Below are 13,922 nucleotides of genomic sequence, written 5' to 3' on the forward strand. Positions count from 1 at the left end.
AACCATTCAATACATGACCGTATTGCCAATCCTAAACCTGCTTTTACTGCCGCAATTTGGCCTGAAAGTGAAGTTGTAGCTATAGAGAGTGGGCGGCCTTTCAAAATTTTCTCCGTCCATTTAGATGATGGGAGTTGCAGGTATTCATCAGTCCAACTAATAAAATGGATGTTGTTATATATGCCTTCAGGTATCTTATCTGGATAATTTATAAAATATTTCTTACTGGCATATAATCCAAAACCCAATATACCTAATCGACGCACTGTAACATGGCCTTGTTCAGGTCTGACAAGACGAAGGGCTAAATCAGCATCACGGCGATGAAGATTTACAGTATGTACATCAGTAATGATTTCCAGCGTCAGATCTGGGTAGTTTTTTTGTAAGGTTGACAGATTAGGAATAATTAAATCGTTAGCAAGAAGTTCGGTTGTTGCGAGACGGACTTTACCCGCGATTTTTGTACGTATATCAACTTCAGTCAGAAATGAATTTGCAGCGATTTCCATTACTTTGGCTTTTTCCAATAGTTCCCTTCCATCTTCTGTTAACTGATAACCTGTCTGATGACGGAGGAATAAAGGCATTCCGAACGTTTTTTCAAGCCGTTCAATTTTTCTCGATACCGTTGCGATACCAACACTAAGAAGCATTGATGCATTACTGATAGTTCCAGTTTGTGCGACTGCCAGGAATACTCGAATATCATCCCAACTAAATGATTGCATATTATGATTTCCGTTTTTGGAAAATTATCTTCTACTTATGACTAAATATTTCATTTTTGAACTATGCCACAATAATTTCAATAAAAACAACCCAATTATTTTTCTAAAAATTAAGAGAGCTAAGCCATGAACATACGGATAACACCACAGTTAGCGGTTATTCTGACGTTAATTGCAACATTTTTATGGGGTTCAAACTTTCCGGTAACTAAAATAGTGCTTGTAGATCTCCCTCCGTGGACAGCTTCTGGTGAACGTTTTGTTTTTGCTGTCTTGGGTATTTTCATTTTTATGATGTTTAGAAGAAAAATTAATGGCAGGGCGTTTAAGAAAAACTGGTTGGCTTTTATTTTTCTTGGAGGAATTGGTATCGCGGGATTTAATGGAGCATTGTTTGTTGGTCTCCAACATGGACATCCTGTGACTGCTGCATTAATAATGGCAACGACACCAGTTTCTGCCAATATCTTAGAAGCTATTATTAATCGCCGTTTCCCTGAAATAATACGTGTGGTTGGAATGATTATTAGTTTACTTGGAGTGGTATTGGTAATTACCAATGGTCAGTTGATTCTTGGTGGCGCGGTTCATATAGAAAAAGGGGTATTGATTATTTTTGCAGGGAGTCTCGGTTGGGCAATTTATACCGTTGGAATTCGTGTTTTTGTTACAGAAGCAACTCCACTTGAAACCACCAGTTGGACAATGTTTTTTGGCATGATTATATTGGTAATAGTGGCAATTTTTGTTGAATCTCCTGTGCCTGCATTATTATCAGCATCATCTGAGAGTCATTTGGCGAGTATTTATATGGGTATTGCAGGTTCTTTTCTTGCTTATCTTTTTTGGAATATAGGCATTGCTACTCGTGGGGCAGGTAAGACAGCAATATTTTTTAATTTTGTACCTATTTTTGCCTTGACGATACAGATCATTGTAGAGAACAGGTTCAACTTAGTTCAGTTTATTGGTAGTACTCTTACTATTATAGGCGTACTGTTGGGGCAAGGTACTATCAAAATATTCCGAAGAACGCTGCCGTGATATTAGTATTGTGGTAACCAGAGAAAAAATGAATGCGATGAAACTAATTAATGAGCTGTGGCACATTTTGGGCAACATTTGACAGTGTGATTTAGTACTGAGCAGAGCACAAGTATATGACAGTGTAGTTGCCTTATGCTGACGTTAATATGGATATATACAAAACGTCACTCAGTACTGGATCAATCCCTGTCTACCGATTCTGATTTGAGAAATATCAGGCTGGAACTGTGATTGAATCGCCAGAAAGCTTTATATCTGTGACGTCAATTATTCAATTATGGGACTAATGATGAAAGAACACCCTGATTTATGGATTGAATTGATGGATAGCCTGAGAAATGCCTGGCCACAGATATCCGGTTCCTTGCTGGCTATTATGATCTGTTATGGACGTCTGCTTTATGACGGTGTAGAACGAAAAAAACGCTGGGTTGAACCTTTTTTATGTGGGGCGTTGTCATGGGGATTCTCAAGTGCGCTGGAACTGGTTGGTATTCCCAGCAGCATGTCACCTGCGCTTGGTGGAGCTGTGGGTTTTATTGGTGTAGAAAAATTGCGCGAAATTGCGATCCGTATCATTGATAAACGCTTGGATGAAAAATCACATGATTAAAGAAAAGACTGAGAATTTTACCTCACGATTAACAATCTTTCCTTTATGATGCACAAGCTGCATTTCACTACGTAATTTAGCATATGCCAGGTCTAATCAGCTTCCGAGGTATTCTGATATGCCATTATTGCCGGAGGTAAACTTGCGGCTGGTAAGTTTCAGGATGCCGGGTTACGCCTAAATCAGCCCGATACCATTGTTTAAGGATATCATTCCGCAGGACATCCTGTGGTGTGCCGGATGCAACTAACTTTCCTTGATGTAATAGGATAATTTTATCCGCATAGAGTGCAGCCAGATTTAGATCGTGCAATACGCAGCAAACAGCAAGAGGGTGTTGACGGGTCAGGTTATGAACAAGTCGCAATGTATGCTGTTGGTGGTAAAGATCCAATGCTGAGGTTGGCTCATCCAAAAACAGACAGGACTCTGTTGGCTCTGGATGCCAGAGTTGAGCCAGAGTCCTTGCCAATTGAACACGTTGCTGTTCTCCACCAGAGAGTTGCTGATAATTCCGATGCCTCAGTTCTTCACACTCTGTTAATGCAATTGCTTCATCAATAGCAATTTGTTTATGAGCGTTTTCATGGGGGACTCGTCCCATTGCAATAATTTCTTCCACGCTGAAAGGAAAAGAAAGTGAACTGTATTGCCGCATTACTGCACGGATCCGTGCAAGTTTTTGGGTTGGCCATTGGGGCAGGGGAATTCCTTGTAACAGGCATTCGCCGCTGTTTGGTGAAACATAACCGGTTAACAGCCGTAATAGCGTGGATTTACCTGCGCCATTGGGACCAATAATTGCAACCACTTCTCCTTGATGGATAGAGAGCGAAACCTCTTTGATGATTTGGCGCTGCCCAATGAAGTAATTCAGATTTTTGGCTTCAAGTAAACTTTTTGACATTATCGGCTCCATTACAAACGGCCTTTTGAAGGTTTAAGGATTAACCCTAAGAAATAAGGTGCACCAATTAAACCGGTAATAAGACCAACTGGCATTTCGGCGGGAGCAACTAACGTTCTGGCTAATGTATCCGCAGTTAACAAAAGACATGCACCACCCAGTGTTGATATTGGTAGTAACCAGGAATGATCACCACCAAACCGCAATCTGGCAAGGTGGGGAATAACCAAACCAATAAAACCGATAACACCACTCAATGCGACCGCACAGCCAATCAGCAAGGCACTAAGCAGCAGTAATTGAAATTTCGTTTGTTGAACATTAATGCCTAAATAGTGGGCTTCTTCATCGCCCAATTGCAATAGATTGAGTTTTCGTGATTGACTGAGTGCTAACAGGCTGACAGGAATAATAATAGAAGCGGCAATAATCAGTGTCGGCCATTCAATCTGGCTCAGTGAACCCATCATCCAAATGGTAAATTGACGTAATTGCTGATCATTACTGATATAGCTCAATACACCGATAAATGACATGCACAGTGCATTAATAGCGATACCTGCAAGCAGCAATTTCGATAAATTACCGTGGCTATATTTATTTAATGAAAAGATCAGTAATGAGACTAATAAACTACCACCAAAAGCTGCAATAACATGACCATACAACGCAATATTTTCAGATAGCATGTTGTCTGGTAAAGAGAAAGGCAAAAAAGTGGGCACAACAATAATGATTGCCACAGTCAGTGCAGCACCACTGCTGATCCCCAATAATCCGGGATCAGCAAGAGGGTTACGAAATAAACCCTGCATTATGGCACCGGAAACAGCCAGCGCACCGCCAATCAGAATCGCCAATAGAATGCGTGGTAGCCGGATATTTAACCAGATTTGCCACTGTGGGTCATCCAAAGAGGATTCCCACAGAGTTTTAAAAGAAAGAGGCAATGCCCCCATATTGGCTGAACTGATTGCCAGAATAAATAGCAATATGCCCAGTAACATCAAACCAAAACTGGGGGATTGAGTACGACTCATTGCACTTTCTCCGCAGCTTCACGGACTTGTTTCATCACTTCCGGGGTGTGGATACCGAATCCGAGCAAGCTCATTTCATCCACAACAACAACCTGTTTTTTCTTTCCTGCCGGAGTAAAGTTCAAACCCGGAAGTTGCCACAGTTTATCCACACCACCTAGCGTTTTCAGCCCCTCGGTGCTAACCAGCAGCAAATCCGGCTGGCTGGCGATAACACCTTCCTGTGATAAAGGGCGGTATCCTTTGAATCCCTGCATGGCATTTTTGGCACCAATGGCATGAATAATCTTATCCGCCGCGGTTTGTTGGCCGGCGGCCATTGGCATAATCCCTCCGTGACTCATAACAAACATCACTTTTGTAGGAATGTCTGACGTAGTGATTGTAGCCAATTGTTGTTGATATTGAGTGATTAGCTTTTCACCACGTTTTTCCTGGTTGACCGCCTTGGCGACGGTCTTGATTTTTTCAGGAATGGCTTCTAACGAGGCTTTACTGGTCACTTTAATAACTTTCACACCGGAATCTTCGATTTGTTTGAGTGCCAGAGAAGGTTGGGCCAATTCACTAGTGATAACCAGTGACGGGCGCATAGACAAAATTCCTTCTGAATTCAGCATTCGCATATACCCCACATCTGGTAATGAGAGTATTTCTTTAGGGTTTTGACTGGTACTATCCCTGGCAACAACATGCTGTCCTTCGCCAAGTGCAAAAACGATTTCAGACACATCACCGCCAATTGTGACAATACGTTCAGCAGAGTCAGCAGAAAACGCACTGGAGGAGATGGCAAGCATAAATGTTAGAAGCCACTTTTTCATGCTACACAAGTTTCCTTTTCTGGTTGCAGTTTAGGTAGTGCGGCAATTTGTTCGCGCCACTGTGCCTGCTCAGGAGTACCTTCGGTACGCTGACCATACAGTTGGGCGATTTGGTTGCCATCCGCATCGAACAACTCAAGGCTGGTGACGAAACCATCTGTTGTTGGCTTGCGTGTGATCCAGCTTTCAGCAATAGCACTTTCAATCAGGTGCAACGTGAAGTTATGATTAAAAATATTAGCCCACTTCAGGGAAGAGTTTTCTTCCTGATACGGCATCAGACGCTCAAGTTTACCCGTAAAGATCTGGATACAACCGCGATTTCCAACGAAGATCATAATTTCATTTTGATCTTTGTGTGCAACTTCAAGGATCTGAGTCAAGGCGGAATTCTCTACACGGTAAGCCAAATCATCTTTGACAGCATTGAAAATCTGCTGGCGATTCAGATTATGACGTTTCATCATGATGAAGAACTGGTGAACATCGGTCATTGCACGCCACTCTTCATCCAATTGTGTTTTCAGCTCTTCAGTCACTTCTGCATATTCAGGGGCTTCTTCAGATTTCACTTCCAGCACCGGGTTTTTATCTGTCTGATATTTTTCAATCAGGGCTTCCCATGCAGTCATATCAGTATGTTCTGTTGTATACACTTTGTGCAGAGCATCACCCTGGCGATCAAAGAACTGGATACTGTGACGTATACCATTTTTCGTAGGTTCTGCCAGAGAGAAAACACAGCTCCAATGTTCAAAGAACATACGTAAATCCAGTTCACGCGGATTGAGGATCAGACCAACATGCTGGCTGAACTTCGTGTTTTCGTAACGGCCAACCTGTTCGTGAACAGCAAAATCATTGCGGGTAATGGCCTTGGTTTCACCGACTGTTGCTAATTCTTGCAGCAGGGTAGGAGCATCAACGTTCAGACGTTTTGCGTCGATACCGACACGACTGTGCAGTAATTCTCCTTCGCTGACATTAAGATAAGCGGCTAAGTCGCGTGCATATTTAGCTTTATTATCCGCTTTTGCCTGTAGGTAACGTTCATAAAGTGACTGATTCACAGATACTAGCTCCTTAAAAAAACTGCGTTAAAGGTTAAAAATTAGTGCTGCTATTCTTTACCATCGATAGTCTTTACTATCGATAATCTTTACCACCGATAGTCTTTACCACTGGTAGCTGACAAACAGTTTGGCATTGCGGCCACTCTGTGGTGCACCCAGTGATGAGTAATATTGCTTGTCGAAAGCGTTGCCGAGTACGACAGAGGCCGTTACACCTTTTAGCTGGTCTTCACCGTGGTAACTAATGTAGAAATCATTGACGCCATAGCCTGCATATTGAGTAATTTTTTTTCCACGTTCATCTTTGTCACCATTAACGCCTATGAACTGGGTACGTTGAGTAAATTTACCGATCCAACCAATAGAAAAACCGCTACTGGAAAGAGGAATATCTAGTGTGCTGGTCACCGTATCAGGACTGAGGCTTTTGATAGTCTCGCCAGTCTGTTCGTCTTTGCCAGTTGTACGGTTGTAAGCCAGATCCCATGAGAAGTAATCGGAATCATAGGTCATTGATGCATCCCAGCCCCAAATTTTTGCTTTGGGGATATTCAAGGAAGTCGTAAATCCTTTCCTAAACTCTACGGAAGTGTCGATATAGTCTTTTGCTTTGGTATCAAAATAGCTGGCTTTGAATTTTAGGCCATCATTGCTGGTAAAGAGATCATCGAAACGGAGCCCAAAGCCATATTCCTGAGTTTCATTGCTTTCAGGGCGTAAGTTAGGATTCGGCTTCCAGTAATTACCTGGAAAATGTTTGGAGTCGTTATACATCTCCCCCATTGTCGGCGAACGGAATGCCTGAGAGTAAGAAGCAAACAGCATCGACCAATCTGTTGGGGTGATACTGATAGCACCTTTTGATGACCATTTGTCGGCATTGATATCTTTATATTTATATTTATCATTTGATGCCTTGTAATTATCGTAACGTGTACCGACGATAAATGAAATCGGCAAGTCACGCATGGTGATTTCGTCTTGCAACCAACCGGATGCAAAACGGATATCTGCATGCGGGAATCCATTTATATCATTGCTGCTTGGTTTTTGTTTCTGTTTATATAGTTCGCTACCATAAGTAAATTGATGTGCAGCGAAGGAGTTGGCACTCAAGTGAGAACGGTTTTCCAGTTTTATACCGTAAGTTTCTTGTTTACGGCCTTCAAAACCACTTTTTTTACTTTTAGCATCAATACTAATGTTGGAATAGTAAATATCTGTTCTGAAATTTAACCAGTTATATTCTGCCGGATTTAACTTGTAAGTCAGTTGCACATCACGCTGTGTTGTGGTGCGATCAGTTTGTTCTGTTTTATCTGCTGTTTTGACAGTTTGTGGGTTCAGTGGCTCATTAGCTTTATTACGGTAATAACGAAGTTCGCCACCGATTGATTGGTTGTCATTAATTTTCCATGTCCCTTTGGTCAGTATATTGCCGATAATCTCATCATTCTGGCCTTTTACCCCGCCGCCATAACGAATATTGCCAACATCACGGGTACTAAAACTAAATAGACCATCAAGATTATCGGTTCTACCAAATGCGGCTCCGCCGAATCCCCAACTGTGATCCCCAGTTGCGGCACGACTAAAAACACGAAAACCAGTATTTTGCCCCGCCTGTAAGAGATCTGCGGCATCAACCGTCTGGTAGGCAATAACCCCACCTAATGCACCACTGCCATAGAGCAGGGCAGATGGACCACGGACAACTTCGACTTGTTTAATCAGTGAGGGATCAAGGAAGATGCCATTAATATGCCCGGTATCAGTACCCTGACGAACGCCATCAACCAGCATTAAAACGCCTTTTTGAGAGTAACCACGCAGGTTGATATCTTGCCCATTAGCGCGCCCATAATCCGCAGTATTAATCCCAGGGATCTTGCGCAGCAAGTCATTTGCATTGCCTGCAACTTTACTGCTGGCTGAGTTACCTTCAACAACTGTTACCATCATAGGTGCTTCAAAACTGTCGCGCTGATTCCCTGTGGCATAAACCGTCAGCGTATCTTTATGATGTTTATTATTCTCTGCTAAAGCTGTTTTTTCATCTGGGATGGTTGCTGCGTGAGCAGAAGACAACCCTGTCAGAATGACAATACTTAGTGCAGACAATTTCAGGTTTGGTGGTTGAATTCGGGTCATATAGGTTATCTCCATAATTTTGCTGTGTTTTAAAGCATACGAATGGTTTTGAAACATATATATTGTTTTAAGAACCATTGAGATGCATCACGGTGAATTCTCTGAATTATTATTACGTCAGAGTAAAGTTATCGGTTTGTGTCGAATCACGATGTAACGCAAGAAGGATCTGTTGTTGCAAAGGATTGATGTAGTAGCACAGGCAATCAGTTATTTTTTTCATAACCCAATATGAACAATAATTATTCTAATATTGAGAATAATTATCGTTTCTGTCTTGGTTAACTTCAAGCTATTTTTTTATGTGGATATAACTGACTCGATAGATTGGTTTTGTATGATTTTTCAAATGGGGGATTGGCTCCTGCTCCCACGTGAACAGAAGCCAATAAAAACGATATTCAGAACCGGCTTTCAATTGCTTCCGCAAGAATACTAAGGAATTGTTCGGTATCTTGCCAGCTAAGGCATGGGTCAGTAATAGATTGTCCGTAGGTCAGAGGTTCTCCCTGCATGATTTTTTGAGAACCTTCCACTAAAAAACTTTCTGCCATGACACCCGCAATAGCCGTTGAACCAGACTGGATCTGTTGGCTAATATTTCTGGCTATATCCAGTTGTCGGCGGTGAACTTTCTGACAGTTTCCATGACTGCAATCTACTATCAAGCGTTCTGGTAGGTTGAATTCGCGTAATTTCTGACAAACTGCTGTAATATCTTCAGCACTGTAATTCGGTTTTTTCCCACCGCGCATAATGATATGCCCATAAGGGTTTCCACTGGTTTGATAGATGGTCATCTGTCCATCTTTATCTGGTGACAAGAACATATGTCCGGCACGTGATGCGCGTATCGCATCAATAGCAATATGAGTATTACCGTCAGTACCATTTTTAAATCCAACCGGACATGACAGTGCAGAGGCCATTTCCCGGTGGATTTGGCTTTCTGTTGTTCTTGCACCGATTGCTCCCCAGCTAATTAAATCTGCAATATATTGCCCGATGACCATGTCCAGAAATTCTGTGGCGGTGGGAATTCCCAACTCATTAATATCAATTAATAATTTACGGGCGAGTGAAATTCCTTTATTGACATGACAAGAACCATCCAACATAGGGTCTGAAATCAATCCCTTCCAGCCAACAACAGTACGAGGTTTTTCGAAGTAGGTTCGCATTACGATTTCCAGACTATGCTGATATTTTTTACGCAATACGTGCAGACGTGAGGCATAATCAAGAGCGGCATCAACATCATGTATAGAGCAAGGCCCAATGATAACCAGCAAACGTTGGTCGTTGCCCGTAAGAATAGCTTCAATACGTCTGCGTGATACCGTCACATTTTGCAATGTTTTTTCTGATATGGGATATTGCTCAGAAAGTGTTTTAGGTGTTATTAATCTGTCAATTGGGTGGGTTCTTAATTCATCTGTTTTGTGCATATACTTTCTCAAATTCTACTTCATCTTGGAATGCAGTCTGGCGTAATTGAAATTACAATAACTCAACCTCCAGCAAATTCAACAGACAATAATTACAATTACATAAGAAATCGCGCGCATAAGATTGTAACGGTGTTCTGAAATGTACTGGTATTTCCGGGATCAGAACATACGCCGTTTCAATCCCATACTGTCAATAATTTTGGTTGAAATCTCCTCGACAGAATAATTGGTGGTATTTAAGTAATTGATTTTGTTTTTGCGAAATAGGGCTTCAACCTCAGTAATTTCGATCCGGCATTGTCGTAATGAAGCATAACGACTATTTTCTCTGCGTTCTTCCCGGATAGCGGCCAGTCTTTCCGGGCTTATTGTCAATCCGAATAGTTTTTGCTGGAAAGGTTTTAGATCAGCAGGCAATTGCAGATTATCCATATCATCCGCAGTGAAAGGATAGTTTGCGGCTTGAATGCCGAATTGCATGGCAAGATAGAGGCTGGTGGGGGTTTTTCCACAGCGGGAAACACCCAGAATAATTACCTGAGCCTGATCGAGATTGCGTAATGAAACACCATCGTCATGTGCGAGGGCGTAATCAATGGCTGCGATGCGGGCATCATATTGACTCAGATTTTTTTCAGATAAACCGTGGGTACGGTGTAATTCAGGTTTAGGTTCCAGCCCGATTTCTTGCTGCAATGGTGCGACGAGAGTCTGGACAATATCCAGGCAAAAACCTTTACTGCTGGTGATAATATTTTTAACTTCATTGGAAATGATGGAATAAAAAACGAGTGGCCTGATTTGTGTTTCCTGATAGAGGGTATTTATCTGGTTCCTAATTTCTTCTGCTCTCATTTTGTTGGTTACAAAGGGTAAGGTATAAGACGTGATATTAATCGGGAATTGAGACAATACAGCATGACCCAAAACTTCTGCCGTAATTGCTGTACCATCGGAAATGAAAAATACACTGCGTTCCAGAATTTCATTGTCCTGAGTCTGAGGGAGTTGGATCTCTATCATTGTGCTTTTCTTTTATTGTTGAGTTTATAGGGAGTTAGTAAAATATTAGCTGAATCGTTTTTATTACAAATTACAGCCATAGATAATGTGCCAGATTATACGTGTAAAAAAATAATATTGCTGGGTTGATCGATTCACCTTTCTATATGTAGCAAGACATTGTGCTAGGCTATTTCTTGCTGTAAAAACAGCTTTAATTTTCCGAGTTGTACCTTCGAATGTAAAAAGGATAGTTTCAATGTCCAATAATGGCCTTACCCCATGTAATGTGCTTTGGTATAACCAATTAGGCATGAATGATGTTAGTCGGGTCGGTGGTAAAAACGCCTCTCTTGGCGAAATGATTACTAATCTGGCTGACCTTGGTGTATCTGTCCCCAATGGTTTCGCTACAACTGCACAGGCATTTAATGATTTTCTGGAACAAAGCGGTGTTAACCAGCGTATTTATCAATTACTGGATGAAGTTAATGTTGATGATGTTAATCAATTAGCTAAGGCTGGCGTACAGATCCGTCAGTGGGTGATTGATACACCATTTACGGCACAACTGGAAAAAGATATCCGCGATGCTTATTTGCAATTGTCTGAAGGTGAGCCGGATGCTTCTTTCGCTGTCCGCTCCTCTGCGACTGCTGAAGATATGCCGGATGCTTCTTTTGCCGGACAGCAAGAGACTTTTTTAAATGTGCAGGGCGTTGATGCTGTGATGATTGCCATTAAACATGTTTTTGCCTCTCTCTTCAATGATCGTGCTATCTCTTACCGTGTCCATCAGGGCTATGACCACCGTGGTGTTGCATTATCAGCCGGGGTACAGCGTATGGTGCGTTCAGATCTGGCATCATCGGGTGTGATGTTTACGATTGATACGGAGTCTGGTTTTGATCAAGTCGTGTTTATTACATCTGCCTATGGTTTGGGTGAAATGGTTGTTCAGGGAGCAGTAAACCCTGATGAGTTTTATGTCCATAAACCGACATTAAAAAATAATCGCCCTGCGATCGTCCGTCGTAATTTGGGCTCCAAAAAAATACGTATGGTTTATGCAGACAGCAAAGAGCACGGTCAGCAGGTACGTACAGAAGATGTCTCTGAGGCGTTACGCAATCGTTTCTCTCTTACTGACAGCGAAGTTGAAGCATTGGCAAGACAAGCTTTATTGATTGAAAAACATTATGGCCGTCCGATGGATATTGAATGGGCGAAAGACGGGCACAATGGCAAGCTATATATTGTACAGGCACGTCCTGAGACAGTCCGCTCAAATCAGCAGGTGATGGAGCGTTATCAACTGAATGAACAGGGCCGTGTGCTGGTGGAAGGCCGTGCGATCGGGCACAAAATCGGTATTGGTACGGTTAAAGTTATCCACAATCTCAGCGAAATGGATCGTATCCAAGTAGGGGATGTGTTGGTAACAGACATGACTGATCCAGATTGGGAACCCATCATGAAAAAAGCGGCGGCGATTGTTACCAATCGTGGCGGCCGTACTTGTCATGCTGCTATTATTGCTCGTGAATTGGGTATTCCTGCGGTAGTAGGTTGTGGTGATGCGACGGAACGCTTAAAAGAAGGTGAGCAAGTGACTGTTTCTTGCTCTGAAGGGGATACCGGTTTCGTTTATCAGAATAAACTAGATTTCAGCATCCAAAGTTCTCAGGTTGATGAACTGCCAAAGTTGGATGTTAAGATTATGATGAATGTGGGCAATCCGGATCGGGCGTTTGACTTTGCCTGCCTGCCGAATGAAGGTGTAGGGCTGGCACGTTTGGAATTCATTATAAACCGCATGATTGGTGTTCATCCCCGTGCCCTGATTGAGTTTGCTGAACAATCCCCTGAACTACAGGAACAGATTAAATTATTAATGGCAGGTTATGATGATCCTGTTGAGTTTTATGTCGGACGTCTGACGGAAGGTATTGCGACGTTGGCGGCCGCATTTTGGCCTAAGCGCGTTATTGTTCGTTTATCTGACTTCAAATCTAATGAATATGCGAACTTAGTTGGTGGTGATTTATACGAACCACATGAAGAAAACCCGATGCTTGGTTTCCGTGGTGCTGGTCGCTATGTTTCTGACAGTTTCCGCCAATGCTTTGCTTTGGAATGTGAGGCGGTCAAACGAGTGCGTAATGTTATGGGGTTAACTAATGTCGAAGTGATGATCCCATTTGTACGTACAGTAGCACAGGCTGAAGCTGTCATTTCAGAATTGGCATTACAGGGGTTGAAACGTGGCGAGAATGGGTTGAAAGTCATCATGATGTGTGAAATTCCATCAAATGCATTATTAGCGGAACAATTCCTTGAGTATTTTGATGGTTTTTCTATCGGTTCAAATGATATGACTCAATTAGCATTAGGATTGGATCGTGATTCGGGTGTTGTATCTGAATTATTTGATGAGCGTAATGATGCAGTGAAACAATTACTTTCTATGGCGATTCGGGCAGCTAAACGACAAGGTAAATATGTTGGTATTTGTGGTCAGGGGCCTTCTGATCATGAAGATTTCGCTGAGTGGCTAATGAAAGAAGGGATTGACAGTTTATCATTGAATCCTGATACCGTTGTTAAAACTTGGATTTCTCTAGCGAGAAATAATTAATAACAACTTATTCAGACATGAACTAAAAAGCCTGTTAAAAATATTTTCAGGCTTTTTGTTTTTATAGCATAATCTTTTTTAACATTGGTCATATATTATATAGAACCAATGAAAATTTTTCCTAAACCCAAAAAAAAAGCCTATCATGGGCTGACAGGCAAAGACTACACACAGCAATATATATTACTTCACTTATCCCAGTTTGTGGCGTTTACAAACTAAGACAGCAATTCATGGGAAACATTGTTTCGATGAAAAGAATACTAATTTAATAAGTGAGTTTATTCATTAAGAATTCTCTTAATAAATCAGAATTAAAAAACAAAATTTAAAAATAACTTTTTTGTAACAAATTTTTGAAGGATTTATTTACTGGTGGGATGAATTTTTATTTTCTATAGAAACGAGATTATCTATTTACATTAATGATAATTGCGCGGAAAAA

General features: G+C 41.6%; 11 protein-coding genes. 3 read left to right on the forward strand and 8 right to left on the reverse strand.

Features of this window, described 5'->3' with window-relative positions; all coding sequences use genetic code 11:
* A partial coding sequence (locus ABLA85_RS10980) for a LysR family transcriptional regulator (protein WP_367964029.1) occupies nt 1–731 on the reverse strand: 731 nt, incomplete at its 3' end.
* Between the two features lie 126 nt (nt 732–857).
* Here ABLA85_RS10980 and ABLA85_RS10985 point away from each other — a divergent pair.
* Both ABLA85_RS10985 and ABLA85_RS10990 read left to right on the forward strand, forming a co-directional pair.
* Entirely contained in the window at nt 858–1,775 is a 918-nt protein-coding gene (locus tag ABLA85_RS10985; RefSeq protein ID WP_367964031.1) for a DMT family transporter, read from the forward strand.
* Between the two features lie 292 nt (nt 1,776–2,067).
* Nucleotides 2,068–2,391: a phage holin, lambda family gene (locus ABLA85_RS10990; RefSeq protein WP_367964182.1), complete on the forward strand. Its 324-nt coding sequence runs from the start codon at nt 2,068–2,070 to the stop codon at nt 2,389–2,391.
* 124 nt (nt 2,392–2,515) lie between these two features.
* Here the strand turns inward: ABLA85_RS10990 and ABLA85_RS10995 are convergent, their stop codons facing one another.
* The 7 genes from ABLA85_RS10995 to ABLA85_RS11025 all read right to left on the reverse strand — a co-directional run bounded on the left by ABLA85_RS10995 (nt 2,516) and on the right by ABLA85_RS11025 (nt 10,860).
* Nucleotides 2,516–3,310 (reverse strand): heme ABC transporter ATP-binding protein, encoded by a 795-nt coding sequence (locus tag ABLA85_RS10995; protein ID WP_367964032.1) that lies wholly within the window; start codon nt 3,308–3,310, stop codon nt 2,516–2,518.
* Entirely contained in the window at nt 3,310–4,338 is a 1,029-nt protein-coding gene (locus ABLA85_RS11000; protein ID WP_367964034.1) for a FecCD family ABC transporter permease, read from the reverse strand. Before ABLA85_RS11000 ends, ABLA85_RS10995 begins: the two co-directional genes overlap by 1 nt.
* Nucleotides 4,335–5,162, reverse strand: a complete 828-nt coding sequence (locus ABLA85_RS11005) for a hemin ABC transporter substrate-binding protein (RefSeq protein ID WP_367964036.1) — start codon at nt 5,160–5,162, stop codon at nt 4,335–4,337. Before ABLA85_RS11005 ends, ABLA85_RS11000 begins: the two co-directional genes overlap by 4 nt.
* Complete coding sequence (locus ABLA85_RS11010) at nt 5,159–6,232, reverse strand: hemin-degrading factor (protein WP_367964038.1); 1,074 nt, start codon at nt 6,230–6,232, stop codon at nt 5,159–5,161. Before ABLA85_RS11010 ends, ABLA85_RS11005 begins: the two co-directional genes overlap by 4 nt.
* 105 nt (nt 6,233–6,337) lie before the next feature.
* Nucleotides 6,338–8,386 (reverse strand): TonB-dependent hemoglobin/transferrin/lactoferrin family receptor, encoded by a 2,049-nt coding sequence (locus ABLA85_RS11015; RefSeq protein ID WP_367964040.1) that lies wholly within the window; start codon nt 8,384–8,386, stop codon nt 6,338–6,340.
* A 401-nt stretch (nt 8,387–8,787) separates the two neighbouring features.
* Entirely contained in the window at nt 8,788–9,834 is a 1,047-nt protein-coding gene (locus ABLA85_RS11020; RefSeq protein WP_367964042.1) for a 3-deoxy-7-phosphoheptulonate synthase, read from the reverse strand.
* 162 nt (nt 9,835–9,996) lie between these two features.
* Nucleotides 9,997–10,860 (reverse strand): pyruvate, water dikinase regulatory protein, encoded by an 864-nt coding sequence (locus ABLA85_RS11025; protein ID WP_367964044.1) that lies wholly within the window; start codon nt 10,858–10,860, stop codon nt 9,997–9,999.
* Between the two features lie 238 nt (nt 10,861–11,098).
* On the opposite strand from ABLA85_RS11025, the gene ppsA reads away from it, so the two are divergent.
* The gene (gene ppsA / locus ABLA85_RS11030; protein ID WP_367964046.1) at nt 11,099–13,477 is read left to right on the forward strand and encodes a phosphoenolpyruvate synthase; all 2,379 of its coding nucleotides are present in this window, start codon (nt 11,099–11,101) and stop codon (nt 13,475–13,477) included.
* The last annotated feature ends 445 nt before the right edge of the window (nt 13,478–13,922 follow it).

Source organism: Xenorhabdus sp. SGI246, assembly GCF_040838225.1.
In the GTDB taxonomy this organism is placed as follows: domain Bacteria; phylum Pseudomonadota; class Gammaproteobacteria; order Enterobacterales; family Enterobacteriaceae; genus Xenorhabdus; species Xenorhabdus indica.